Source organism: Nonomuraea diastatica, assembly GCF_004349015.1.
Lineage (GTDB): Bacteria > Actinomycetota > Actinomycetes > Streptosporangiales > Streptosporangiaceae > Nonomuraea > Nonomuraea diastatica.
This window is the reverse complement of sequence record NZ_SMKP01000029.1, coordinates 26,736-51,578: the sequence shown is the minus strand read 5'-3', so window position 1 is coordinate 51,578 and position 24,843 is coordinate 26,736. Positions and strand designations below refer to the sequence as shown.

Genomic DNA, 24,843 nt, shown 5'->3' with positions numbered 1-24,843 from the left:
TGAGGGCGGCGGTCATGGCCCGGCTTGGCATGAGGGTCGCCGGACGCTACCGCCTCGACAGAAACCTCTCGCGCGGGCGGATCGGCGAGGTCTGGCTGGCACACGATCTCGAGCTGGGCCGTGACGTCGTGCTCAAGCGGCTCGCGGCGGCCGGCGCCGCCGGCTTCGACCGGCTCTGGGCCGAGGGGCGGGCACTGGCCCGCTTCAGCCATCCGCACGTCGTCACCCTTTACGACCGCGTGCGGAGCAAGCGCCGCGGGGCGGCGTCGTGGCTGGTGATGGAGTACGTGCCGGGCGGAAGCCTCGACGGCAGGCCGCCGATGCCCCCGAGCCTGGCGGCCCGCCTGGGCGCCGAGATCGCCGGCGCGGTGGCCGCCCTGCACGCCGCGGGCATCGTGCACTGCGACATCAAGCCGGGCAACATCGTGGTCACGGGCGACGGGGCCGCCAAGCTGGCCGACTTCGGGGCCGCGTACCGGGCCGGCGACGTGGAGACGATCAGCCCCAACGGCCCGAGCAGCTTCACCCCCGCTTACGCGGCCCCGGAGGTCATGCAGGGCCGGCCGGTCCCCGAGTCGGACGTCTTCTCGCTCGGGGCCACGGTCTACGCGCTCATCGCCGGCGAGGCGCCTCGCCGGGGTGCACCGCCGCAGCAGGAGACCCACCCGCCCGAGGGCGAGCCGCGCGGGTGGGACGACACGGACGCCTACGTCGCCGCACGTGAGGCGGCCCGGGCCTCGATCCTGCTGGAGGCCGACGTCGGCCCGCTCGCCGGCGTTTTGTCGGCGATGGTGCGGCCAGAACCGGCGGACCGGCCGGACGCGGCCGGGGCGCGGCGGCTGCTGGAACAGGTGGCCGGAGCGCACGAGCCGGTCCCCGAGCCCGTGGACGCCGACGGGGCGGAGCCGGGCGGCCCGCCCGGCTCTCGACGCCGGTGGCGGCCCGCTGTGGCGGCGAGCGCTGCGGCGGGCGCGGCCGCCCTCGTCCTCATCCTCGCGTGGCTCAACGTCCACGGCGACCACCCTCGCGCGACCGCCGCGCCCACCCCGGTGCCCGCGCCGGTACACAGGGCAGACCTCCGCGGCGCCGACCCCTGCGCCCTGCTCGACCCCGTGTCGCTCCGCGGTTTCGGCCGCGCGGAGCTCGACCGCCAGTACGGCAACTTCGACAGGTGCGACGTCATCGTCCAGCCGCCCGGTGACGACACCGAGGTCGACGTCCTGGTGGACTTCGACCTGGATCCGCCGCCCGAAGGGATCGCCCCGGCGCGGACCGTGGGCGTCGTCTCGGTCGTCGAGAACCCGGAGGAGAGCGACACGTGCTACCGGACGCTCGTGTTGTCCGGCGTCCACGACAGCACCGTGAGGGTCATCGCGAAGCGGTACGACCCGGGCAGGGCGCCGCTGTGCGCCATCGCCGACGCCGCCACCGCCACCGCGGTCGACGCCTTCAACCGGGGACCGCTCGAACGGCGTTCCCCGCCCGCGAACTCGCTGATCCATCAGGACGCCTGCACGCTGCTCACCGCTAAGGCGCTCGCGATCGTCCCCGGTGTGGACGCCGCCGATCCCGACCCCGGCTTCGGCAACTGGGACTGCGACTGGGAGAGCACCACCAGTCACATGGACGTGAGCCTCCGGTTCGACCAGGGCCGGCCGCCCAGCGCGGAGGACGGCACGTCGACCCGGCTGAACGGCTACCGCGCCTTCCTCATTCCCGAGGGCGAGGGCGACGGCACCTGCCTGGTCCAGGTGGTCTACCGCTTCTACCGCAGCCTGCCGGGCGGGCAGGGCGCTGAGACGGTGCGCCTCCTGGTCAAGGGGGACCATCCCGTGGACCGGCTCTGCACGGTGGCGACCGATCTGGCCCGCGCCGCCACAGCACGGCTTCCGCGCGCCTGAAATCGCCCGGCGGAAAAGGCCGCGAATAATCCGTGGCGCGTGCCGGCCGCCCTGGTTATCGTCGTTTACGTGAGAGGCGGGCAAACCGCCGATCAGCAGGCCACGACAATCGCCGGGAGGAGGAGCCATGGGTCACGCAGCCGCCACGAAATGGGCGCAACGCCAGGCCGGTCTGGCCGTGGTCCGGCGTGCTCCTGGGTGATTCCGGCAAGATTCGCTCACGAGCCGCCTGGACACTCCAGGTGGCTTTTCTTTCCGCACGACATGGGCTGATGGTGAAAAGGCATCATGTCTGCCTTGCAAGCAGAAGTTCAGGGTTCGAGTCCCTGTCGGTCCACCATTCTCCTTTTCCATGCCAGATCGTCTAATCGGCAGGACGCCCGGCTCTGAACCGGGTAGGTGCACGTTCGAATCGTGCTCTGGCAGCTTCGCGAGGACCCGCCGTCCTCGCCACACCGCTCGCGCCCGGCTGGTCGGGCACCGGCCTTTTAAGCCGGATTGGCAGGGTTCGAGCCCCTGGGGCGGTACGTCGCTCCGCTACCATGGCCGTCCTTGATCACGTGAGGAGGACGCCGTGGCGGAGTTCCGTGTGTTGTGCGTGCACGCGCACCCGGACGACGAGGCGATCTGGACGGGCGGCACCCTGGCCAAGCACGCCGACGAGGGCGCCATGACCGCGGTCGTGACGTGCACCTGGGCCGAGGGCACCCAGCGGGCCGGCGAACTGGAGCGCTCCCTCGCCATCCTCGGCGCCGGCGAGCCGCTGCTGCTCGGCTACGCCGACGCGCGCAAGCCCGAGTCCGCGCCCGGGGCGCCGCGCTTCGTGGACGTGCCGCTCGACGAGACGGTGGGGCGGCTGGTGGAGCACATCAGGCGCCTGCGCCCCGACGTCGTGCTCACCTACGACGGCTACGGCGTCTACGGCCATCCTGATCACGTGCACGCCCACCGTGTCACCATGGCCGCGGTTGAGGCGGCGGGCTACGACCAGCTCCACCGTGACGCGGGCGAGCCCTGGCGGCCGCGCGCGCTCTACCTGGCGACCATCCCGCGATCCGTCGTGTTGTCGCACTGGCGGGCGGTCTTCGGCGCTGATCCCGACCCGGCGCAGACGCTGCCCGGAGTGCCCGACGACCAGATCACCACCCGCCTCGACGTCTCACGATGGGGTGAGCGCAAGTGGGCCGCGATGCACGCGCACGAGTCGGAGGTCGGGCGCGGCGCGTCGATGACCATGCTGACCGCGCTGCCCGATCCGGCCCGCGCCCTGATGCTCGCGAACGAGTGGTACCGCCGCGTCTCTCTCACCGGCGGCCCTCCCACCGGCGACTTTCTTACCGGCGGCTCTCCCGGCGGGCCTGCCACCGGCGGCCCTCTTACCGGCGGGTCTTTTACCGGCGACGTGGAGACCGCCCTCGGGTGACACGCGTGGTCCCGGCCGCGGGACGGCGGTGGGCGGAGCTCACCGTTCATGGCGCCTCCAGCCCGGGCGATGTCCTCGGCCGGGCGGGCGAGCCAGTACCCCCGTCGGGGCCCCGCTGACTGTGGATGAGGCCGGGCCGTCCGCCGCGGCGAGGGCGAGCATGGCGCCGAGTGCGTACCGGGTGCGCGCAGAGATTCTCATAGGCGGGTCAGCGCCGCGGGCCCGGCCCGCGGACGAGAGCCGGGCCCGGATGCGCGGGCCTCAGGCGGAGGCCGTCTCCTCCTCCGTGTCCCCGGTCTTGCGCCGCAGCTCGCTCTCGACCCCCTCGACCGACTCGTTGGCCTTGTCGCGACGGTATTCGCGGACCGAGTAGGCGATCGCCGCCGCCCAGATGGCGGCGATGATCACGTAGGCGACCGTCTGCACGGAGCTGGAGGCGTCGATCCAGTCGCTGCGCAGCAGGGTGCGGGCGTTCGTCAGGACGATGATCCCGCCGACGGAGGAGCCGAGGATGCGGGGCGGGATGTGGCGGACCAACCAGGCGGCGATGGGCGCGGCGATGACACCGCCGATCAGCAGCACCACCACCCAGGAGAAGTTGATGTTCTCCGAGCCGAGGCCGACGAAGAAGCCGATGCTGGCGGCGATGGCGACCAGGAACTCGCTGGCGTCGATGGAGCCGATCACCTTACGCGGGGCCAGGCGGCCGCTGGCCAGGATCGCCGGCGTGCCGACCGGCCCCCAGCCGCCACCGCCGGTGGAGTCGACGAAACCGGCCAGCAGCCCGAGCGGCGCCAGGAACCTCTTGCGCAGCGGCTTGCCCAGATTGCCGCGCGGCAGCCCCAGGGCGGTGAAGCGGACCAGGATGTAGGCGCCCAGCACCAGCAGAATGATCGACATGACCGGCGCGGCGACCTCGGTCGACAGGCTGGACAGGAACGTCGCCCCGGCGAAGGCGCCGACGGCTCCCGGGACACCGATCTTGGCGACGACCTTCCAGTCGACGTTGCCGAAGCGCCAGTGGGACAGGCCCGAAACGAGCGTGGTGCCGATCTCGGCCAGGTGCACGGTGGCGGAGGCCGCGGCCGCGTTGGTGCCGATGGCGAGCAGCAACGTGGTCGAGGTGACACCGTAGGCCATGCCCAGGCTGCCGTCGACGAGCTGGGCCGCGAAGCCGACCAGCCCGAGCAGGATTAGCGCTCGCACGATCCCCTCTTTCCTATCATTCCTACTGTACAAGTAGGATTACTCTCTACGAGTTACGGGATCGAGTCAAGACGTGACAGGTCAGCGACCCGGCAGCACCGTCGGGATCCCCTGCGCGGCCGGCTGAAGGGGCGCCGCGGCCCGCGCTACGCGGGTGAAGGAGTCTCGGGGCGAGCGCCGGAGGCCAGCCGGTCGGCGCGATGGGAGACGGCCGCGCGCCACTCGTCCGGGGTCACGACGAAGCGGCCCTCCCGGACCGCCGCGAGCGCCGCGTCCGCGATGACCGCCGGGCCCTCGCCCCGGGGCGACATGGCCGTCCGTACGAGCGCGGGGCAGAGCAGCGTCACCCCGACCGGCGTGCCCTCCAGCGCCAGCGCGGCCTGCTCGGCCAGGGCCACCACGGCATGTTTCGAGGCGGCGTAGGCCCCGCCGCCGGGGAACGTCACCAGCCCCGCCAGCGACGCCGTGACCAGGATGTGCGCCGGCCGCCCCGCCGCGAGCAGCCTGGGGACGAAGGCACGCAGGCCGTTACGCACTCCGCCCACGTTGACGGCGAACACCCTGTCCCAGTCGTCGTCGCTCACCTCCCACGGCGCGCCGAGGTCCCGGCCGACGATGCCGGCGTTCAGGCACACCAGGTCGGCGCCGGGCGCGGCGGCGGCGAGCGCCTCCATCGCCGCGGGATCGGCGACGTCGGTGGGCACGGCGTCGGCTTCCAGCTCGGCGGAGGCGGCGGCGAGCCCGGCCGCGTCGATGTCGGCGAGCACGACGTGCGCCCCTGTCGCGCGCAGGCCGGCGGCCAGGGCCCTGCCGATGCCGCCGGCGGCGCCTGTGACGACAGTGTGGGTGATGTTCATGACCCTCTCTCAAGGCGGCTCGTGATGCTCATGGCCTTCCCGCCAGCCCGGCGATGACCAGGCACGTGGAACTCACGCGCCCCGTAACGACCCGGGCACGGCACGTGACGCGGCTCTCACACCGGCCGGAGCAGGAAGGTGACGAAACCGAGGACGTCGCGGTAGCCGCGGAGCCACGTGGCACGGTGATCGCGGGCCGCTGCCAGGGCGGCGTCGCCGTCGGAGCCCGGGTGGTCGAGCGCCCAGTCGGTCAGCGAGCCGGTCCAGGACCATTCGTACTCGTCCCACTCCGCGCGCGTGCTGGTGTGGGCGTGGACGGTGGCGTAGCCGGCGTGCTCGGCCCGCTCCACCGTGCCCGCGAGGTCGGCGTACTCGTCGAGGCCCGCGTCCAGCAGGGCCAAGGTCTCCGGTGAGGGTGTCGTCTCCCAGAAGCCCTCCCCGACGAGAGCCCGCCCGGCGGGACGAAGGTGGCGGCGCATGGCCTGCAGCGACCCTGTCAGGCCGCCGAAGGCGTGGGTGGCGCCGACGCACAGGACGAGGTCGTACGGCTCGGGACCGGTGAAGTCGGCGGCGGTGGTGTGGTGCAGGCGGAGCCGGTCGGACACGCCGCGGGCCGCGGCGTGCTCGGCGGCCGCGGCGAGCGCGGCCTCGGACACGTCCACCCCGTCGACCGTCGCCTTGGGGTGGAGTTCCAGAGCTCTGATGATCCACTCGGCCTCGCCGCAGCCGAGGTCGAGGACGCGCGCGTCCGCCGGCAGCCGCGCCCGCCTGAGCAGGCGTTCGAGGGCGGCGGCGGTGATGGGGGCGGCGATGGGGTGGTCACGATGGGCGAGGTGGCTGAGCAGTTGTCGATGCATCCCGGAGGATTATGCCGGAGCGCCCCCGCGGCCCGCGCGCCCTTTTTCAGGTGATGTCCCTGCGCAACGAGACCGCGACGGCGGCGAGCGCGGCCAGCGCGGCATAGCCCACGAGGACGGCGCCGCCCAGCGAGGCGGGCAGCAGGGCGCCCGCCTCCCCGCCGGCCTGGGCGGCGACGGCGTCGGCCAGGTAGGTGAAGCCGGTCAGGGCGGCGGTGGCCCCGCCGGGCAGGTAGGGGTAGAGCGCTTTGACCCCGGGGACGAGCAACAGCGCGGTCTCGACGACGTAGAAGTACGAGCCGAGCACGACGAGCGCGGCCACCTGGTTGCGGAGCAGGGCGCCGAAGCCCACACCGAGCAGCGTGTAGACGCCCATGGTCACCGCGATCCTGGCCAGCAGCCCGAGCACCTCGCCTGCGGGCAGCCCTAGGGTGACGCCCTTGGCGGCGGCGGCCGTGAAGAGCCCCGCGGCGGCGACGGCCGCGGTGATCGCCCCGTAGGCCAGGCCGGCCGCCGCGAACGTGACGATCTTGGCGGCCAGCGCGGTCCATCGCCGGGGCGCGTACAGCACCGTGGTCGTGATGGTGCGGTGGCGGTATTCGGCCGCCACCGCCGACGTGCCCAGCAGCGCGGGCACGAACGCGAGCAGCCCGAGCAGGCCGAGCACCACGCGCGTGCCCTCCGTGGTGTGCAGGCCGGGCAGCGGCGGATCGAAGTTCTCCGGCCCGATGAGGGCGAGCAGCGCGGCGAACGCGCCGCTGCAGATCGCCGCAAGCACCCCCCACCGCCAGAGCCTGGCGCTGATCAGGCGGCGCCACTCCGCCAGGACGAAAGCGGTCATGCGGGCCCTCCGGTGAGATTGAGGAATGTCTGTTCGAGCGTGGGGCGGATCGGGGTGATCTCGTGCAGGGGGATGCCGTGCGCGCTCGCCTCCGCGGCGATACGGTCGGCGGGCAGCCCGTGGACCAGCAGCGCGTCCTCGGCCGTGCACTCGGCGGTGACACCCTCCCCCAGGCCGGGCAGGAGCGCGCGCAGGGTGGCGGCGCCGGGTGAGCGGATGAGCACGCCAGGGTCGCCGTACAGGTCGGCCACCGGGCCCGCGACGGCGAGCCGGCCCTCGCGGATCACCACCACCCGGTCGGCGAGCTGTTCCACCTCGCTCAGCACGTGGCTGGAGACCAGGACGGCGCGGCCCTGCGCGGCCAGCTCGCGCAGGAAGCCGCGCAGCCAGGCGTTGCCCTCGGGGTCGAGGCCGTTGGCGGGCTCGTCGAGCAGCAACACGCCCGGGTCTCCGAGCAGCGCGGTCGCCAGGTGGAGGCGCTGGCGCATGCCGGTGGACAGGGCGCGGGTGAGGCGCTCGGCGAACGGGGTCACGCCGGTCAGATCCATGACCTCCTCCGCGCGGTGGCGGGGGAAGCCGCCCATCCGCGCGTACACCTGCAGGTGGGCGCGGGCGGTGTGGTCGGGGTGGAACCCGGAGGTGTCCAGGACGGCGCCGACGGTCGCGGCCGGGCGGCGCAGGCCGGCGTAGCGCACCCCGCCGATGGTGGCGCTGCCGGTGTCGGGGGCGACCAGGCCCAGCACCATGCGCATGGTGGTGGTCTTGCCCGCCCCGTTGGGACCGAGGAAGGCCGTGACCTCGCCCGGCGGCACGTCGAAGCTCAGGTCGGTGACGGCGGCCACGGGGCCGTACGCCTTGCCGAGACCGCGCACCTCGACGGCGGTCACGCGGCCGCTCCCGCCAGCCTGCGCCGGACGCCCTCGGCGCCGGCCAGGCTGAGCACCAGCTCGTCGACGCCGTCGATGCGCCGGTCGAGCACGATGCGCAGCCCGGGCTCGCCACGCCGGGCGCACACCAGCCGCCTGACGCCGTCGAAGCCCGACCACGTGCCGGCCTTGAGCACGCCGTTGACGACGAGGCCCGCACGCAGGCCCCTGGCCTGGGCCAGGGGGCGGGCCACGGGCACGACCTCGCGGATCGCCGCCAGCGGGATGTCGGTGCGCGACCTGCGGACGAAGAGCCGTGTCCAGCGCTCGTAGCGCACGGTGAGCGTGGTCGGGGTGATGTCGAGGGTGAACATGGCCGAGCTCCCATCGTTGCTGAGTTCCATCTGTTCTATTAGTTGTATATCAGATAAGCTGTGGACGTGAACCTGCACATCGATCTCGACGGTGAGGTCCCGATCTACCAGCAGATCCGGGACCGGATCGTGGAGGCGATCGCCAGGGGCGAGGCCGTGGAGGGCGACGCCCTGCCCTCCACCCGCCAGCTCGCGGCCGACTTCGGGATCAACTTCCACACCGTCAACAAGGCGTACGACCTGCTCAAGCGCGAAGGCGTCATCCGCGTCAACCGCAAGAGCGGCGCGGTCGTCAGGCGCGATCCCTCGTCAGGCCGGGCGGAGCCCGGCTTCGTGGCGGGCTGGGAAGAGCGCGCCCGCGTGCTGCTGGCCGAGGCCACCGTGCACGGCCTCGACCGCGACGAGGTCGTACGCCGCTGCCACGCCGTGTTGTCGGAATTCCGAGCCGAGGAGAAGACGACCCCATGACGCTGCCCATCGCCACCCTGCTGGCCACGATCGCCCTGGTGACCGGGGTGTCGCTGGCGCTGCCGGCGCTGACCAGGCCGACGACGCCGTTCGGGGTGCTGGTGCCGCACGCGTACGTCGCCGACCCCGAGGTGATCGGGCAGCGCCGTGTCTACACCAGGCTGGTGCTCCTCGCCGCCCTGTGCGCCGCCGCCGCAGGCGTGCCGCTCGTGGCGGCCGGCCGGGGCGCCGGCTTCATCAGCGGCGTCGGCGTCGTGCTCGGCGTCGCGGACCTGGCGCTCTACGTGCGGGCCGGCCGCAGGGTCCGCGCGGCCAAGCGCGACGGAGGCTGGCAGGAGGGTCTGCGCCAGCGCGTCGCCGTGGACACCACGTTCCGCACCGATCCGGTGCGCGTGCCCTGGGCGTGGGCGTTGCCGGCGCTCGTGATCACGCTGGTCACCGCGGGTGTGGGCTGGTGGCGGTACGGCTCGCTGAGCGCCCTGCCGTCGTTCCAGGGGTACGGCGTCGACCCGGCCGCCCCGGCGCGGGCCCTCACCCCGTGGGCCGCGTCCGAGCCGGTGCTCATCCAGACCGGGATCACCCTGCTCGTCCCCGTGGTGACGCTGCTCGTCCTGCGCGCCCGGCCGGATCTCGACGCCGCCCGTCCCGCGGGTTCGGCCCGGAGATACCGCGTCTACCTGCGCGGCGTGGCCCGGCTGACGCTCGCCGGAGCGGCCTGTCTCAACCTCGGGCTGCTGGTCACGTCCCTGCAGCTGTGGCAGCTGGTCCCGCCGTCACTCGTCTGGCGGATCGCGACGTACGTCCCGCTCGTCGCGCTGCTCGTGGCCTGGGTCGTCCGGGAGATCCGCGTCGGCCACGCCGGGCACCGCCTGCCGGCCCTGCCGGGAGAGGACACCGAGGACACCGGGGCCACGCAGCGCGACGACGACCGCCACTGGTTCCTGGGCGGCACCGTCTATCTCAACCGGCATGACACGGCCCTGCTGGTGCCCGCCAGGATCGGCGCCACCTGGACGCTCAACCTCGGCCACCCCGTCACGTGGGCCGTCCTCGCCGCGCTGGTGCTGCTGGGGCTGCTCGCCCTCACCAGAGTGATCGACCTGCCCCGGCGGGAGAGCCTCTTCTGACCGCTGCCCCGCCACCTGAAAGGTGCAAGAACGTCCAATCCTCGCCTCTGCCCAGTTCCCTACCGTGTCGGGACATGACCACCCAGCAGGAACGCCACACCGCACTCCCCCTGGACCTCGCCCCGCACACCGTCGCCGAGCTGGGCCGCCAGGCCGTCGACCTCATCGTCCGGCAGGTCGCCGAGCTGCCGGACGAGCCCGCCAGCGACTACCGCGACGCCGGCCGGCTGGCCACGCTGCTCCGCCGGCCGCCGGCCGGCGAGCCGGGCGACTTCGGCACCCTGATCGAGACCTTCCGCCAGGCCGCCGGGCAGGGCGTCAACACGGCGGGACCCGGCTACCTGGCCTACTTCCCCGCGGGCGGCCTCGTCTCGTCGGCCCTGGCCGAGCTGCTCGCGCAGGTGGCCAACCGCTACACCGGCGTGGCGCAGACCGCGCCCGCGCTGGTCGCGATGGAGGAGAGCGTGCTCACCTGGATGGCGGGCCTGTTCGGGCTGCCGTCCGGCGCGGGCGGGCTGATCACCACCGGCGCTTCGGCGGCCACCCTGTCCGCGGTGGTGGCCGCCCGGCACGACCGGCTCGGCCCCGCGTTCGGCGACGGCACCGCGTACGTGACCGAGCACACGCACTACAGCCTGGCCAAGGCCGCCCAGATCGCCGGCCTGCCCGCCGAGCGGATCCGGACCGTCCCCACTACCGCGGACCTGCGCATGGACGTCGGCGAGGCGGCCCGCATGATCGCTGAGGACCGCGCCACCGGGCTGCGCCCCTTCCTGCTGGCGGGCACGGCGGGCAGCACCAGCACGGGCGCCGTCGACCCGCTCGCGGACCTGGTCCGGCTGGCTCGCGAGCAGGGGCTGTGGTTCCACGTCGACGCGGCCTACGGCGGCGGTTTCCAGCTCACCCGGCGCGGGCGGGAGCGGCTCGCCGGGATCGAGGGGGCCGACTCGATCACGTTCGACCCGCACAAGAGCCTGTTCCTGCCGTACGGGACGGGCGTGCTGCTCGCACGCGAGCCGGCCGTGCTGCGCGCCGCGCACGCGGGCGGCGGCCGGTACCTGCAGGACATCCACGAGGTGGACGGGCTGCCCGACTACGGGCACCTGGGCGTGGAGCTCACCCGGGAGTTCCGCGGCCTGCGGCTGTGGCTGCCGCTCCACCTGCACGGCGTGCGGGCCTTCGAGGAGGCGCTGGACGAGAAGCTCGACCTGGCCGGGGTGGTGCACCGGGAGCTGTCCGCCGATCCGCGGCTGGAGGTGCCGTGGCAGCCGGATCTGAGCGTGGTGCCCTTCCGCCTGCGGGGCTCCGACGACGCCAACCGGCGCTTCCTCGACCGGATCAACGCCACGCGCCGGGTCTACCTGTCGAGCACCACCCTAGGGGGTGCGTTCTACCTGCGCCTGTGCGTGCTCAGTTTTCGCACCCGCGCCGACCACGTGGAGGAGGCGCTCCGCGTCATCCGCGCGTCCCGCTGACCGCGCGGCCCGCCCGGACCACGATCCCCGTCATCCGCGCGTCCCGCTGACCGGCCGGCCCGCCAGCACCCCCCGCTGGTAGGCGCCCGGTGTCACCCCCACCATGCGACGGAAGTGCCGTGACAGGTGCGACTGGTCGCAGAACCCGGCGGCCACCGCCGCCTCCGCCGGCGGCGTCCCCCGCTCCAGCAGGGCGCGGGCGCGCCTCACCCGCAGCTGGACGACGTAGGCGTGCGGCGGCAGCCCGTACGCGCGGCGGAAGGACCGCAGCAGCGCGGAGGCTCGCTCGTCGGCGGCCGACCAGGTGGTGAAGGCCGGAGGCCCGCCGGAGGCGCCGGCCTCGTCGGCGATGGCCGCCAGTTGTTCCGGCCTGGGGTACAGGACGCGGTAGGTCCAGCCGTCAGGCGTGCGCGCCCGTCCGGTGTGCACGACGCCCGGGTCGATCATGACGACCTCGCCGGCGCCGGTGCACCGTGGCCCGTCGGGGAAGGCGATCTCCTCCAGGCCCTCCTCGACGACGCCGATCGCGTACGTGTCGTGGCTGTGCCGGGCGAACGGGTGGCCCGTGAACCGGGCCCGCATCAGGTCCACGCCGCCCCACAGCGGGTCACGCCAGTACCGCACGTTCATGCGCACACGGTAACGCGCACCCCTGGCGTGTTCGGACGCGCACCCCGGCCCGCCTAGAGGTAGAGCGGCACGATCACCACCTGAGCGGCGACCGTGCCGAGGAACCACCAGGCGATCCACACCACGGAGGGGTGGCCTGCTCAGCGCAGGCCGGTGAAGAACGCACGCACGTCGGCGACGAACGTCTCCGGCTGCTCCAGAGCGGCGAACGTGCCGCCCCGCTCGTGCTCCACCCAGCCGACGATGTTGTTGTCACGCTCGGCGAAGCGCCGGATGGGCCGCAGGATGTCCTTCGGGAACACCGAGATCGAGGTGGGCACGGTCGCGGGTTTGAGCTCCCACTCGACGCCGGTGTCCGTCTCGGTGTCGGGCGTCTCGACGAAGGACCGGGCGGCCGAGCCGGCGGTGTTGGTCAGCCAGTAGAGCATGACCGTGGTGAGCAACCGGTCGGTGTCGATCCCCGTGCCGACCTCCGAGCCGACCTCCGTGTCGCTCCACTCGTGGTAGACGCCGGCGAACCAGGCCAGCAGCGCCACCGGCGAGTCGGCCATGCCGTAGGCGAAGGTCTGCGGGCGGGCCGACTGGATGAGCTTGTAGGCGTACTGCTCGGTCATGTAGCTCTCGCGGAAGGCCAGGCGCTCACGCTCGACCTCACTCAGCCCGTCGAACTCGCCGGGGGCGCCGATGGGGAAGCAGATGATGCCGTTGCCGTGCATCCCGGCGACCCGTTCAGGGGCGAGGACGCCGACCTCGCGCGAGATCCACGTGCCCCAGTCGCCGCCCTGCACGCCGAAGCGCTCGTAGCCGAGCCGGGTCATGAGCTCCAGCCAGGCGCGGGCGATGCGGGTGGAGCCCCATCCGGTCTCGCGGGTGGGCCCGGACAGGCCGTAGCCCGGCAGGGACGGGATGACCAGGTGGAAGTCGCGGCTGAGCGGCTCGATCACGTCGAGATATTCGACCGGGGAGCTGGGCCAGCCATGGGTGATCAGCAGCGGCAGCGCGCCGGGGTCCGTGGAGCGGACGTGCAGGAAGTGCACGCGCTGCCCGTCGATCTCGGTGACGAACTGATCATGCCGGTTGAGCTCGGCCCGCGCCGCCTCCCAGTCGTAGCCGGTGCGCCAGTGCTCGACCAGGCGCTTGAGGTGGGCGAGAGGCACGCCGTGGCGCCAGCCGTGGCCGGGCACCTCGTCCGGCCAGCGCACCCGATCGAGCCGCGCGCCCAGGTCGTCGAGGTCGGTCTGGGCGGTTTCGAGGCGGAAGGGCCGGATGTCGGTCAAGGATTCCTCCAGGGTTGTCGTACGTCGTACCGTACGCCATACGGTTCAACCGCGCAAGCGATCCTGGAGCGTTCCACAACGATACGGACGGGCCGCACGGGCAGGACGGCTTCGCGCCCGTGACCCGTGCGGATCACCGCGGGGGTGGCGTCACGCCGGGATGCTCGCGCGTAGCTTGGCCAGCGCCTCGTCATCGTTGAGCGCCGACCCAACGGCCACGGCGCGGCACCCCGCCGCCAGGAAGTCGGCCGCGTTGGCGGCGTCGATCCCGCCGGTGGCGACGAACCGGACGGAGGGGAACGGCGCCAGCTGGGCGATGATCCAGTTGGCCCCCAGCTGCTTGGCGGGGAACGCCTTGAGCCAGGTGAAGCCGTGCGCGAGGGCAACGGCGATCTCCGTGGCGGTGGCCACGCCCGGCAGGTGCGGCAGCCCGAGGCGGCGCGATTCGGCGACGACCTCGGGGTGCAGGCCGGGCGCGACCGTGAACGCCGCCCCCAGGTCGTGCACCGCCGACAGCTGCGCGGCCGTGGTCACCGTTCCCGCGCCGACGCTCTTCCCGCGCTCTTTCGCGGCCTCGACGGCCGCCCGGAGCGACGGCAGCGCGCTGGACGTCTGCACGGGCACCTCGATGAGCTCGACCCCGAACTCCCAGGCCCGCTCGCACATCGCCACGGTCGCCTCGGGGTCGAGGTTGCGGAAGATGCCGAGGATCGGGATGCGGTCGAGGTGCCGGCCGAAGAACTGATCGGCGTCCATGGATGTTTCCTCCTCGGCCCTAATGATCACGACATTTCGCAATATATCGGACGGCCTGGCCGGACCAGGCGGGCAGCCCTACTCCTCGACCGCCTTGAGCACCGCGTCCGCGATCGAGCGCGGGTCCACCCCGAAGTGGCGGCGTACGTCCTCACGCGGGCCCGAAAGCCCGAACCCGTCGGTGCCGAGCGACGTCCACGGCCGGTCGATCCAGGGCCGGATCTGGTCGGGCACCGCCCGCATCCAGTCGCTGACCGCGATCACCGGCCCAGTCATCCCCGCCATGGCCTGCCGCAGGTAGGGCACGCCCGTCGCGGTCATGGCCTCCCTGCGCAGTTCGCTCCACGAGGTCACCGACCACACGTCGACGCCGACGCCGTACTCCTCCTCCAGCAGCCGCTGCGCCTCCAGCGCCCAGTGGATCGCGGTGCCGCTGGCCAGCAGGTGGGCGGCGCCGCCTCCGGCGGAGTAGCGGTAGATGCCCTTGACGATGCCCTCCTCGATGCCCTTCCCGGGACCCTCGGGCATCTCGGGCTGCGGCATCGGCTCGTTGTAGAGGGTCAGGTAGTAGAACACGTTCTCGGCCGCGGGGCCGTACATGCGTCTGAGCCCGTCCCGCACGATCACCCCCACCTCGTACGCGAAGGCGGGGTCGTAGGCCAGGCACGCGGGGTTGGCCGAGGCGAGCAGCTGCGAGTGCCCGTCGGCGTGCTGCAGCCCCTCCCCCGTCATCGTGGTGCGCCCGGCGGTCGCGCCGATGAGGAATCCGCGGCCGAGCTGGTCGGCCAGGGCCCACATCTGGTCGCCGGTCCGCTGCCAGCCGAACATCGAGTAGAAGATGTAGAAGGGGATCATCGGCTCGCCGTGGGTGGCGTAGCTGGAGGCCGCGGCGGTGAACGACGCCATCGACCCCGCCTCGGTGATGCCCTCGATGAGGATCTGCCCGTCGACCGCCTCCTTGTACGACAGCAGCAGCTCCCTGTCGACGGCGTCGTAGCGCTGGCCGTGGGGCGAGTAGATCTTCGCGGTGGGGAAGAGCGACTCCATGCCGAACGTCCTGGCCTCGTCGGGCACGATCGGCACCCAGCGCCGCCCGGTCTCCGGCTCCCGCATCAGGTCTTTGACCAGCCGGACGAACGCCATCGTGGTGGCCACCGGCTGCGCCGAGCCCTTGGCCAGGCCGCGGAAGGGCCGCTCGCCGGGCTGCGGCAGGAGCTGGTGGGAGGCCGTGCGCCGGGGAATCGGCCCGCCCAGGGCGGATCGCCGCTCGGCGATGTAGCGTGCCTCGGGCGAATCAGGGCCGGGGTGCAGGTAGGGCGGCAGCTCACCGTCGAGCGCCCCGGCGGGAAGAGGCAGGCCGAGCCGCTCGCCCATGACGCGGAACTCGTCCTGCGTGAGCTTCTTCACCTGGTGGTTGGCGTTGCGCGCCTCGATCCCGGCGCCGAGCGTCCAGCCCTTGACCGTCTGGACGAGGACGACGGTGGGCGCGTCGGTGTGCTCCAGCGCCTTGCGGTAGGCGGCGTACACCTTGCGCGGCTCGTGGCCCGCCCGCGACCCGCCGACGACGCGCCGCAGGTCCTCGTCGGAGTGCGGCACGTCCAGGCCGTGGAACAGGTGCTCTCTGATGTAGGCGCCGGACGAGGCGGCGTACGTCTGGAACTGGCCGTCGGGCACCTCACCGAGCCTGGCCACCAGCTCGTCGGAGCCGAGCAGGTCGTCCCACTCCCGACCCCACAGCGCCTTGACGACGTGCCAGCCGGCGCCCCTGAAGACGCTCTCCAGCTCCTGCACGACACGGGTGTTGCCGCGGACGGGTCCGTCGAGCCGCTGGAGGTTACAGTTGATCACGAAGGTGAGGTTGCCGAGCCCCTCCCGTGCCGCCAGCGTGAGGGCGGCGGTGGACTCGGGCTCGTCCATCTCTCCGTCGCCGAGGAAGGCCCAGACATGGCTGCGCGAGGTGTCCTTGATGCCGCGATTGTGCAGGTAGCGGTTGAACCTGGCCTGGTAGATCGCGTTGAGCGGGCCGAGCCCCATCGATACGGTGGGAAACTGCCAGAAGTCCGGCATGGCCCTCGGGTGCGGGTAGGACGGCAGCCCTCCCTCGGGTTCGCGGCGGAACAGGTCGAGGTGCTCCTCGCTCAGCCGTCCTTCCAGGAAGGCGCGGGCGTAGACGCCGGGAGAGGCGTGCCCCTGGAAATAGACCTGGTCGTGGCCGGCGTGGAAGAAGTGGTTGAACCCCACCTCATAGAGCCAGGCGGCCGAGGCGTAGGTGGCCAGGTGACCGCCGAGCCCCAGCTTGGCGCCCCGGGTGACCATGGCCGCGGCGTTCCACCGGTCGTAGGCCGCGACTCGCTCCTCCAGCGCGAGGTCGCCCGGGTAGGCGGGTTCCTCCGCCGTGGGCACCGTGTTGAGATAGCGCGTGCTCGTGGCCAGCCTGCGCAGCAGGTAGTCGGCCCGATCGGGACCGGCCTCCCGCCGGACCGCCTCGAGCGATTCGAGCCATTCGGCGGTCTCCTGAGGATCCAGATCTCTCTGCATGCTTCCATTAAACACCCTATGATCGATCATATGATGAGAGGACTACTCCGTGGAGCCTGTGGCGCGGCCGCCGCTGCGTGACGAGATCCGCGACGTGCTGGTCGAGGGCATGATCAGCGGCCGCTGGGAGCCCGGGGACCGCATCGTGGAGCGCCGTCTGGCCGCCGAGCTCCAGGTCAGCCAGGCACCCGTACGCGAGGCGCTGCGCGAGCTCGAAGCCCTCAGGCTGGTCGAGTCCTCACCCAACAAGGGCGCGCGGGTGCGCGGCTTCACCCCGGCCGACCTGCGCGAGGTCTACCAGGTGCGGGCGGGCCTCGAGGAGACGGCCACCCGCCTGGGCAGCCCCTCCGTCCCCGCGCTGCGGGCACACGTGGCCCGCATGCACGACGCCGCCGCCGCCGGCTCGCTCGACGGCCAGGTGCGCCACCTCGTCGGCTTCCACCGCGAGATCGTGGCCGCGTCCGGCAACGCGGTGCTGGTCTCGGTGTGGGAGTCGCTGGGCATCGAGGTGTGGACGCACGTGTCGATCCGGCTGTTCAGGATGCGGCCGTACGAGAACGCCGCCGACCACGAGCCCCTCGTCGAGTCCTTCGACCGCGGCGACCCGGAGGTCGGCCGCCTGCTGCGGGACCACGTGCTCGGCTACGCCCCCTGAGCGAACGGGTCAGGCGAGGGCATCGCGGACGGCGCGCAACATCCGGGACAACTCCGCGGCCTCGGCGGCGGACAACTCGATGGCCTCCGGCGCGTTGAACTCCTCCACCTTGGGCTGTGCCCGGGCCAGCAGCTCACGGCCCGCCTCGGTGATCCGCAACCCCGTCCTGCGCCCGCGCCCCCCTGGACCGTCGCGCTCGACCAGGCCGCGCTTGAGCAGGGACACGAACAACTCGTTCATGCTCTGCGGACGCACCATGACCGCGCGGGCGAGCTCGGCCTGGCTGAGATCCTCTCCGGAGGCGAGCGTGGCCAGCACGCCGAACTGCGTCGGGGTGAGCCCGACCGAGGCGAAGAGCGCAGTGAAACCCCTGGCGACCACGTGGGAGGTCTGGATCAGCTCCCAGAGCGGCAGGTCCGGCTCCCCGTCGGGCCAGGCCCCGTAGCCGGGCCGCCGCTCAGGCAACGCGGGCTCCCGTCACGCGGCGGCCGAGCCGGGCGGCCGTGGCCAGAGCGGGCAGGCTCAGCCGCGCCAGCCCCGTCCCGACCGGGCCGGCGAGCCGGTGCACCCAGCCCAGCGGCTGCATCGACGTGCGGATCGCGTCGCCCGCGTAGGCGGCCATCCCGCTCTGGTAGCGGTGCACGGCCATCGGGACGGTGGACTCCCCCGCGTGCGCGCGGGCCAGCTCGCCGGCCAGGAGGTCGGCGTCGCGGATCGCGGTGGCCGCGGCACGCCCGCCGGTGGGCGGCATGGCGTGGACGGCGTCGCCCAGCGCGGTGACGGCGCCGGCCGACCAGGGCGTCAGGTCTGCGGCGGGGTCGGCGGCGTGGAAGCGGAAGAACGCCACAGTGGCCGGGTCGCCGGCGCGGACGAGCGCGCGCAACCGCCCGTCCCAGCCGTCGAGCAGCACGCCGGTGACCCGTATGAGGCCCGCGCCGTCCAGCTCGCGAGGCCTGCCGGGGAAGCGGCCGTCGGGCGCGAGGAGGCCCCAGATGAGCGCGGGCTCCTCGAGCATGGCGGGCACGCCGGCGCAGGAGGAGGGGTCGACCACGGCGCCTGCCGCCGGGTCGTGGACGGTGACGAACATCCCGATGCCGCCCGGCCCGAAGGCCAGCGCCGGCCCCTCGGCCAGCAGCGCGGGGACGAGCGGGCGGGTCCGGCCGTCCAGCGGGGTGCGGCCGGCGATGCCGCTCACCCCGGCGGGGGCCGACGTCGGGCGACCGGCGAGCGCCGCGGCGACCCGCGAGCCCACGCCGTCTGCCCCGACGAGGAGATCGCCCCGGTCGGTGCTCCCGTCGGCGAAGTGCGCCGTGACCGTGCCGTCGGGATGTGCCCGGTGGCCGGTGAACTCGGCGCCGAACCTCAGCGCGTCGTCCAGCCCGTGAGCCAGGAGCCGGCGCAGCGGGATGCGGCCGATCATGAGTGTCTCCAGCGCGCGTTCGCGCGGCTCGGCGAACAGCAGCCGCATCCGGTGGTCGGCGACGGCGAAGCGGCGGAACGCCTGCCACCCCGCCGAGCTGCCCAGAAGCGCCTGGTAGTGATCGGGCGCGAGGTGGCGGCGCAGCGCCGCGCAGGCCAGGTCGTCGAGGTGAAGCCGGTAGCCGCCGGTCGCCTCCACGGCCGGGTCGCGCTCGTGGACCGCGACCTCGATCCCGGCACGCCGCAGCGCCTGGGCGAGGGTCAGCCCGCCCATGCCGGCTCCGATGATCAGCACCTTCATGGCCGCTCCTCTATCAGGGACCTGATTTCATTAATAAGGTACCTGATACTTGAGCGTCATGTCAGGCGACCTCAGCCGTCCTCGTTCAGCAGGGCCAGGTCACGTGGCGTGAGCGTCGTGGTCTCCAGCAGCTCCACGATCAGGTTGTGGTTGAGCGCGTTGCCGACCGGCTCGCCGACCTCGTCGCGGGTCAGCCCCCGCACCTCCTTGCCGGACAGGGCGGCGCGCACCCGTTCCACCACGTTGGCCGCGCGATGTGGTGTCCAGCGGGCGCTCCCGGACAGGGCGTTCAGCTCCTCCGACACCTGGTTCCACGACAGCGGCTGCGCGTACTCCTCCTGGCGCAGGTAACGCTGGGCGAGCGAGGTCAGGACGAGCCGCTCGGCGGGCTCCAGTTTCCACGCCTGGCGCGGCCCGGTCGGGTCATGCGGCTCGGCGCGTGGCCGGTCCGCCGTGCCGCCCACCACCCACACCTCGAGCAGGTGCTCGACGCGCGGCCCCGTACGGATGAACAGCGGGCTGTAGCCCGGCTCCAGCGGCACCTCGGCGCCTTCCACCAGCAGGTTGGAGCGCGGCAGCCGGATGGGCAGGCGTCCCTCGTTACGGATCCACCACTCGGTGCCGTAGCAGGTCAACCGGCCGTGACAGCGGCTCACGCACGGGTCCCCCGCGCCCACGCACAGGTGCACGTCGGGCTCGTTGCGCCCGAACAGCAGGGGGAAGCCGTACTTGGGCGGAGCCACCAGCCCTCCCTTGGCGGCCATGAGGAAGAGCGTGCCGACAGGCGCTTGCGGCACGCCCGACGCCAGGTCCCCCACGGAAACCGGAAGCAGGTCCACCCGGGATCTGTCGGTCATGGTCCGAGAATGGCAGGCGCCCGGCCACCCCGCACCCCGATCCTCGCGGATCGCCCGGGTGACTCTCCCGGCCCGGGCGATGACGGTGGTCTCCGCAACCAGGTCCCGTGCGACGACGGTGTTCTCCGCAAACAGGTCCTGAAGGAGGACGCGAGCGAGGCGAGCTCCGTGAGATGATCAAGATCATGACTGATCTGCCTGGCTCAGGGACCGCCGGTCGAGCACAGAGCACCCCGCCGGCGGGCATGGCCTTAGGTTCCGGCGACGGAGGCCCCGGCCCGGGCGCGAGCGCGGCCGCGACCAGCATCGGGCAGATCGCCGGGCTGCGGCCGCGCCGCGGCCCGCAGGACGCGGGAGAGGTGCCCGGCGACGACGTCGACCTGCTCGACTCCCTCGATCCGCTGAGCTGGCGCACGGCGGCGGCCTGGCTGCGGGAAAGGCCGTCCGCGGCCACCAGGCAGGTCCGCCTGCGGGTCCTGGCCGCGTTCCTGCGCTGGCTGTGCGAGGCCGAGCCGTCCGTCGAGCTGCTCGCGGTCACCGGAGCCCACCTCGACACCTACTGTGACGCGGCGCGCGCCGGCGCCCTCACCATCGGTGTCCGCGTGCCCGGCAAGCCCCTGGCGAACGCGACGGTGAGCAGGAAACGCGGCGTGCTGTCCTCCTTCTACGCCTTCGCCTGGCGGTCCGGCGCCGTGCGCCACGACCGCGTCGCCGGCTCCGGCACCGGCACCGGCGCGCTCACCCGGGAGGACCGCAGGCTGCTCCGCCAGGGTGTCGCCCGGCTGGCCGCCGACGGCCGGCAGGCCGAGGCCGCGGCCGTCGCGCTGCTGGACGCCACCGGCGCCGCCGCCGACGCCCTGGCCGAGCTGACCCTCCAGGATCTGCACCCGGTGGCCGGCGGCGAGCTCGCCATCGTCACCGTGCACGACAGCCGCGGCGACATCGTCGCCTTCCCGGTGCCGCCCCCGGTCCGGCCGCTGCTGGAGGCGCTGTCGTCGGACCGGGCCGCCGGGGAGCCGCTGCTCAGGCGGGACGACGGGCGGCCCGTGGACGTGGAATGGCTGAGGGACGCGCTCGCCGAGGCGGCCCTCGCCGGCGGCATCCCGCGGCAGCGGGCGAAGCTGCTGCACCCGTACATGTTGCGGGCCATCACGGCGGCCGATCGCGCGCCCCTATGACGGCGCACGCCGCTTTGCTAGAAAGGCGGAAACAGACGGCGAAAGGGCGCATATGACCGCGGAGCGGGTTCAAGCCAGGGTGTTCGGTGAGGTGGCCGACGAGTACGACAGGATCCGCCCCGCCTACCCTGACGCTCTGGTGGACGACGTCCTCGCCTACGCCCGGCTCGACGGCGCGCCGGCCGTCGAGCCGGGCGCGGGCACGGGCAAGGCCACGGCGATGTTCGCGGCCCGCGGCATCGATCTCACCGCCGTCGAGCCCGACGCCGCGATGGCCGGCGTCCTGGACCGGCGGCTGGGCGAGCGCTCCGGCGTGAGCGTCGTGATCTCCTCGTTTGAGGACTTCCGGCCGGAACGGGCGTTCGGCCTGCTGTACAGCGCGCAGGCTTGGCACTGGGTCGACCCCGACGTCAGATGGCGCAAGGCGGCCGAGGTGCTCGCCCCGGGAGGCGCCGTCGCCCTGTTCTGGCACGTCGACATGATCAAGGACGCCGCGGTGCTGGACGCGGCGCTCGCCGTCTACCGGGCGCACACACCGCACATCGTCCCGGACACCGGGCTGCCGACCGAGGCGTCGATCGAGACGTCGGGGTGGTGGCGGGAACTGGAACGGCAGACCGCGTTCCAGGACCTGTCGGCCCGGCTCTATCCGTCGGAGCGCACGCTCTCCACCACCGACTACCTCGCGCTGCTGACCACGCGCTCGGCCATCCGGATGCTCGGCGACGACGTGCGGGCCGGCTTCCTCGGCGCGCTGCGCGACGTCCTCGGCGACCAGGTGACGCTGAGCGTGACGACGGCCCTCTATCTCGCCCGCCGCACCCCGTGAACGCGGATCCCCGCCTTACCGGGCCACTCCCCTTGACGAGCCGGCGAACCGCTCCTGGACGGACGTCGATCCCGCGCCGAACCGGGTGCCGGTCACGTTCAGGGTTTCCACGGCGATCGCCCGCTGGGATCTCGCGAGCATCGTCGTCGTCTTGTGCAGGAAATCCGCTTGCTGGCTGACCACGTCGAGGTGGACCTTGGCGAGCCGCTTCACAGCTCTGGCCCGGTTGCTCGCGCGGCGCTGCTTCCTCGAGACCGCCTTGCTCGCCTTACGCAGCCTGCGCAGGGCGGCCTTGAGCGGCTTCGGTCGCGCGACCTCCCGAGCGGCGCGCAGGGCGTCTTCGGCGCGACGGGCGGCCGAGTGCCTGCCGTACGGGCGGGCGCAGAACGAGGTGAGGACTTCGGTCATGTCGGGCACCAGAGCGTCATCCACCTCGGCGTCGTCGATGACGACCGGGACCGGCATCCCCGTTCCGCGCCCACTTGATGACCTAGCTAACAGCTAACGGCCCCGGGCCCGGCTGGCGTGGGCCGGCCCGGGGTGAGGGCGTGGTCCGGCCGGGGGTCGCCAATCCCTCCGGCCAGGCCGTGGCCCGCGGCCCTCTTCTTTCAGGGCCGCCGTCCGAGTGGCAGGATTCGAACCTGCGTCGCTCCTGCACCCAAAGCAGGCGGGCGGCCAAACTGCCCCACACTCGGTCGCGTACGAAAAAGCCGCCTCGATATCCTTGAGGCGGCTTTCTGGAAATCCGAGGAACGGATTATCCGGAAAGCCTTCGCAGCGGCCGGGGAAGGGCCGCCGACGGCCGGATGGTGCCCAGTTCGCGCATGTCGCCGCCCTTTCCGCCGCTCATCAGCCGTCCTTGACCCTTTTACGGTAAACCCGTGACCGGCGCGGTTGCCACCTATTTATCGCCGGTCGCGGTCGTCGGTCCAGCTCACGCCGGCGCGTGTCTCCGGAGTGTCGACGCGGAAGCGGGGCAGCGCGTCGGGGTAGTTCTCGCGGACGTGCTCGACGAGGAACTCGCGTACGTCGCACTTGAGGTCCCAGGACGACGGCGAGTCGGCGGCGCTCATCAGGGCGCGCAACTCGACCAGCCCGTTCGGCAGCACGTCGGTGACCTGGAGGGTCCACTCCTTCTGGTCCCACAGCGGGTTGTCCTGCAGGAACGCGTACAGCGCCTCCCGCAGTTTCGGCACCGGCACCGACCAGTCCACCCGCAGGTACACCACGGCGAGCACCCGGCTGCCGTGCCTGGTCCAGTTCTCGAACGGGTTCTGGGTGAAGTACGACACCGGCAGGACCAGCCGCCGCTCGTCCCACAGCCGCAGCACGACGTAGGTGAGCGTGAGCTCCTCGATCCTGCCCCACTCCTTCTCGACGACGACCACGTCCTCAAGGCGGAGCGCGTCGCTGAAGGCGAGCTGGAGCCCGGCCAGCGCGTTGCCGATGGTCGGCTGGGCCGCGATGCCGACGATGGCGCCGGCGATGCCCGCCGAGGCGAGCAGGCCCGCGCCGAGCGCCCGCATCTGGGGGAAGGAGAAGAGCATGGCGCCGAGCGCTATCACGATGAAGGCTGCGGAGGCGATGCGGCGGACCAGCGCGATCTGCGTCATGATCCGCCGCGCCCGGCGGTTGCGGTCCCCTTCGACCTGGACCAGCCGGTCGAGCACGACGTCCGTCAGCGCGTACGTGGCCTGCACGATCAGCCAGGTGACCGCGGCGATCGTGACCAGGCCGAGCGCGTGCTCGACCGATGCGGCCAGGGCGCGCTCTGCGGGCGTGGGGCCGAGCATGCCCGGCCCGAACACCAGGTTGCCCGCCACCACGACGGCCACCGCGAACGCGGGCCAGGTGCAGTGCTCCACGAGGTGACGGGCGAGCGCCCACTTGCGCCCCACCCGGTTCAGCATCCGCCGGAGCACTTCCACCAGGAGGATCGAGCCGATCACCGCGATGGCGAGGATCGGCCAGCCCGCCGAATACTGCACTCGATCCCCCTATGTCCTAAAAAGATTCGTCAAAACTCACATTGCCCTCAACCGCCACTTGGTAAGCCGAGACCCGCCGCTCGAAGAAGTTGGCCAGCTCCTGCACGTCCTGCAACTCCATGAACCCGAACGGGTTGGCTGTACCGTACCTTCTCGGCAGCCCCAGCCGGGCCAGCCGCTGATCGGCGACATATTCCAGGTAGTGCCGCATCTGCGTCACCCCCATGCCCATCATGCCGTCCCCGCACAAATCCTCCGCGAAGGCCAGCTCGGCGGCCACCGCCTCCTCCAGCATGCCGGTGACCTGCTCGCCCAGCTCGTCGTCGAACAGCGAGGGCTCCTCGGCCCTGACCGTGTCGACCACGCTGAACGCGAACTCCATGTGCATGGACTCATCCCTGAACACCCAGTTCGTCCCGGTGGCCAGGCCGTTGAGCAGGCCGCGGGAGCGGAACCAGTACACGTACGCGAAGGCTCCGTAGAAGAACAGGCCCTCGATGCAGGCGGCGAAGCAGATGAGGTTGAGCAGGAACTGGCGGCGCTCGGCCGCCGTCTCCAGCCGTCGGAGGCCGTTGATCGAGTCGATCCACTTGAAGCAGAACTCCGCCTTGTCCCGGATCGACGGGATGTGCTCGATCGCGGCGAAGGCCTTCACCCGCTCGTCGGGGTCGGGCAGGTAGGTGTCCAGCAGGGTCAGGTAGAACTGCACGTGCACGGCCTCCTCGAAGAGCTGCCTGCTGAGATACAGGCGCGCCTCGGGGGCGTTGACGTGCTGGTAGAGGTTGAGCACGAGGTTGTTGGCCACGATGGAGTCGCCGGTCGCGAAGAAGGCGACCAGGCGGTTGATCAGGTGCCGTTCCTGCGGCGTCATCCTGGCCAGGTCGGCCAGGTCCGTGTGCAGGTCCACCTCCTCGACCGTCCACGTGTTGCGGATGGCCGCGCGGTAACGCTCGTAGAAGTCGGGATAGCGCATGGGGCGCAGGGTGAGGTCCATTCCGGGGTCGAGCAGCACGACGGGCT

The 24,843-nt window shown here is 72.5% G+C and carries 23 protein-coding genes, 4 tRNA genes and 1 pseudogene; 11 read left to right on the top strand and 17 right to left on the bottom strand.

Annotation, left to right across the window (positions count from 1 at the left end):
- The first annotated feature begins 29 nt into the window (after positions 1 to 29).
- The 5 genes from E1294_RS13170 to E1294_RS13150 all read left to right on the top strand — a co-directional run bounded on the left by E1294_RS13170 (position 30) and on the right by E1294_RS13150 (position 3,324).
- On the top strand, positions 30 to 1,901 hold the full coding sequence (locus tag E1294_RS13170; RefSeq protein ID WP_220447704.1) for a serine/threonine-protein kinase: 1,872 nt from the start codon (positions 30 to 32) through the stop codon (positions 1,899 to 1,901).
- Positions 1,902 to 2,167: 266 nt separating this feature from the next.
- A tRNA-Ala gene (locus tag E1294_RS13165) sits at positions 2,168 to 2,241 on the top strand.
- Between the two features lie 13 nt (positions 2,242 to 2,254).
- Positions 2,255 to 2,327 (top strand) — tRNA-Gln (locus E1294_RS13160).
- Positions 2,328 to 2,355: 28 nt separating this feature from the next.
- Positions 2,356 to 2,428: transfer RNA gene (locus tag E1294_RS13155), tRNA-Lys, on the top strand.
- Positions 2,429 to 2,475: 47 nt separating this feature from the next.
- Complete coding sequence (locus E1294_RS13150; RefSeq protein ID WP_132508243.1) at positions 2,476 to 3,324, top strand: PIG-L family deacetylase; 849 nt, start codon at positions 2,476 to 2,478, stop codon at positions 3,322 to 3,324.
- 261 nt (positions 3,325 to 3,585) lie between these two features.
- Here the strand turns inward: E1294_RS13150 and E1294_RS13145 are convergent, their stop codons facing one another.
- The 6 genes from E1294_RS13145 to E1294_RS13120 form a co-directional block, all read right to left on the bottom strand.
- Positions 3,586 to 4,530: a sulfite exporter TauE/SafE family protein gene (locus tag E1294_RS13145; protein WP_132508241.1), complete on the bottom strand. Its 945-nt coding sequence runs from the start codon at positions 4,528 to 4,530 to the stop codon at positions 3,586 to 3,588.
- Between the two features lie 146 nt (positions 4,531 to 4,676).
- Positions 4,677 to 5,387, bottom strand: a complete 711-nt coding sequence (locus E1294_RS13140) for an SDR family oxidoreductase (RefSeq protein WP_132508239.1) — start codon at positions 5,385 to 5,387, stop codon at positions 4,677 to 4,679.
- A 116-nt stretch (positions 5,388 to 5,503) separates the two neighbouring features.
- Positions 5,504 to 6,244, bottom strand: a complete 741-nt coding sequence (locus E1294_RS13135) for an SAM-dependent methyltransferase (protein ID WP_132508237.1) — start codon at positions 6,242 to 6,244, stop codon at positions 5,504 to 5,506.
- Positions 6,245 to 6,290: 46 nt separating this feature from the next.
- Entirely contained in the window at positions 6,291 to 7,085 is a 795-nt protein-coding gene (locus E1294_RS13130) for an ABC transporter permease (protein WP_132508235.1), read from the bottom strand.
- A complete protein-coding gene (locus E1294_RS13125; protein ID WP_132508233.1) occupies positions 7,082 to 7,972 on the bottom strand; it encodes an ABC transporter ATP-binding protein in 891 nt (296 codons plus the stop codon). The genes E1294_RS13130 and E1294_RS13125 overlap by 4 nt, the downstream gene beginning before the upstream one ends.
- Positions 7,969 to 8,355 carry a hypothetical protein gene (locus tag E1294_RS13120; protein ID WP_132508231.1) on the bottom strand — a complete coding sequence of 129 codons (387 nt, stop codon included), beginning with the start codon at positions 8,353 to 8,355 and terminating at the stop codon, positions 7,969 to 7,971. Before E1294_RS13120 ends, E1294_RS13125 begins: the two co-directional genes overlap by 4 nt.
- A 36-nt stretch (positions 8,356 to 8,391) precedes the next feature.
- On the opposite strand from E1294_RS13120, the gene E1294_RS13115 reads away from it, so the two are divergent.
- The 3 genes from E1294_RS13115 to E1294_RS13105 all read left to right on the top strand — a co-directional run bounded on the left by E1294_RS13115 (position 8,392) and on the right by E1294_RS13105 (position 11,395).
- Positions 8,392 to 8,793, top strand: a complete 402-nt coding sequence (locus E1294_RS13115) for a GntR family transcriptional regulator (RefSeq protein WP_132508229.1) — start codon at positions 8,392 to 8,394, stop codon at positions 8,791 to 8,793.
- A complete protein-coding gene (locus E1294_RS13110) occupies positions 8,790 to 9,920 on the top strand; it encodes a DUF1648 domain-containing protein (protein ID WP_132508227.1) in 1,131 nt (376 codons plus the stop codon). The genes E1294_RS13115 and E1294_RS13110 overlap by 4 nt, the downstream gene beginning before the upstream one ends.
- Before the next feature lie 74 nt (positions 9,921 to 9,994).
- Positions 9,995 to 11,395, top strand: a complete 1,401-nt coding sequence (locus E1294_RS13105) for a pyridoxal phosphate-dependent decarboxylase family protein (protein WP_132508225.1) — start codon at positions 9,995 to 9,997, stop codon at positions 11,393 to 11,395.
- 30 nt (positions 11,396 to 11,425) lie between these two features.
- Here the strand turns inward: E1294_RS13105 and E1294_RS13100 are convergent, their stop codons facing one another.
- The 4 genes from E1294_RS13100 to aceE form a co-directional block, all read right to left on the bottom strand.
- Positions 11,426 to 12,025, bottom strand: coding sequence for an AraC family transcriptional regulator (locus tag E1294_RS13100; RefSeq protein ID WP_132508223.1), 600 nt, complete (start codon positions 12,023 to 12,025; stop codon positions 11,426 to 11,428).
- Positions 12,026 to 12,165: 140 nt separating this feature from the next.
- On the bottom strand, positions 12,166 to 13,302 hold the full coding sequence (locus E1294_RS13095) for an epoxide hydrolase family protein (protein WP_132508221.1): 1,137 nt from the start codon (positions 13,300 to 13,302) through the stop codon (positions 12,166 to 12,168).
- Positions 13,303 to 13,452: 150 nt separating this feature from the next.
- Positions 13,453 to 14,058 carry a bifunctional 4-hydroxy-2-oxoglutarate aldolase/2-dehydro-3-deoxy-phosphogluconate aldolase gene (locus tag E1294_RS13090; RefSeq protein WP_132508219.1) on the bottom strand — a complete coding sequence of 202 codons (606 nt, stop codon included), beginning with the start codon at positions 14,056 to 14,058 and terminating at the stop codon, positions 13,453 to 13,455.
- A gap of 78 nt (positions 14,059 to 14,136) precedes the next feature.
- The gene (gene aceE / locus E1294_RS13085; RefSeq protein ID WP_246082984.1) at positions 14,137 to 16,596 is read right to left on the bottom strand and encodes a pyruvate dehydrogenase (acetyl-transferring), homodimeric type; all 2,460 of its coding nucleotides are present in this window, start codon (positions 16,594 to 16,596) and stop codon (positions 14,137 to 14,139) included.
- A 109-nt stretch (positions 16,597 to 16,705) separates the two neighbouring features.
- Here aceE and E1294_RS13080 point away from each other — a divergent pair, with 109 nt between their 5' ends.
- A complete protein-coding gene (locus E1294_RS13080; protein ID WP_132508279.1) occupies positions 16,706 to 17,251 on the top strand; it encodes a GntR family transcriptional regulator in 546 nt (181 codons plus the stop codon).
- A 9-nt stretch (positions 17,252 to 17,260) separates the two neighbouring features.
- On the opposite strand, the gene E1294_RS13075 is transcribed toward E1294_RS13080, so the two are convergent.
- The 3 genes from E1294_RS13075 to E1294_RS13065 form a co-directional block, all read right to left on the bottom strand.
- Positions 17,261 to 17,716: a MarR family winged helix-turn-helix transcriptional regulator gene (locus tag E1294_RS13075; RefSeq protein WP_132508215.1), complete on the bottom strand. Its 456-nt coding sequence runs from the start codon at positions 17,714 to 17,716 to the stop codon at positions 17,261 to 17,263.
- Positions 17,709 to 18,971 carry an FAD-dependent oxidoreductase gene (locus E1294_RS13070; RefSeq protein ID WP_132508213.1) on the bottom strand — a complete coding sequence of 421 codons (1,263 nt, stop codon included), beginning with the start codon at positions 18,969 to 18,971 and terminating at the stop codon, positions 17,709 to 17,711. Before E1294_RS13070 ends, E1294_RS13075 begins: the two co-directional genes overlap by 8 nt.
- A 71-nt stretch (positions 18,972 to 19,042) precedes the next feature.
- A complete protein-coding gene (locus tag E1294_RS13065; protein WP_132508211.1) occupies positions 19,043 to 19,828 on the bottom strand; it encodes an FHA domain-containing protein in 786 nt (261 codons plus the stop codon).
- A 185-nt stretch (positions 19,829 to 20,013) separates the two neighbouring features.
- Here E1294_RS13065 and E1294_RS13060 point away from each other — a divergent pair, with 185 nt between their 5' ends.
- On the top strand, positions 20,014 to 21,006 hold the full coding sequence (locus E1294_RS13060) for a hypothetical protein (RefSeq protein WP_132508209.1): 993 nt from the start codon (positions 20,014 to 20,016) through the stop codon (positions 21,004 to 21,006).
- A gap of 52 nt (positions 21,007 to 21,058) precedes the next feature.
- Complete coding sequence (locus tag E1294_RS13055) at positions 21,059 to 21,835, top strand: class I SAM-dependent methyltransferase (protein WP_132508207.1); 777 nt, start codon at positions 21,059 to 21,061, stop codon at positions 21,833 to 21,835.
- 15 nt (positions 21,836 to 21,850) lie between these two features.
- On the opposite strand, the pseudogene E1294_RS57145 reads toward E1294_RS13055, so the two are convergent.
- The 4 genes and pseudogenes from E1294_RS57145 to E1294_RS13035 all read right to left on the bottom strand — a co-directional run.
- Positions 21,851 to 22,288: pseudogene (locus E1294_RS57145) on the bottom strand (transposase); the annotation flags it as partial.
- Between the two features lie 167 nt (positions 22,289 to 22,455).
- Positions 22,456 to 22,530, bottom strand: a tRNA-Pro gene (locus E1294_RS13045).
- A 210-nt stretch (positions 22,531 to 22,740) separates the two neighbouring features.
- Complete coding sequence (locus E1294_RS13040; RefSeq protein WP_246082983.1) at positions 22,741 to 23,823, bottom strand: mechanosensitive ion channel family protein; 1,083 nt, start codon at positions 23,821 to 23,823, stop codon at positions 22,741 to 22,743.
- A gap of 16 nt (positions 23,824 to 23,839) precedes the next feature.
- Positions 23,840 to 24,835, bottom strand: coding sequence for a ribonucleotide-diphosphate reductase subunit beta (locus tag E1294_RS13035; protein ID WP_132508205.1), 996 nt, complete (start codon positions 24,833 to 24,835; stop codon positions 23,840 to 23,842).
- Positions 24,836 to 24,843: the final 8 nt, after the last annotated feature.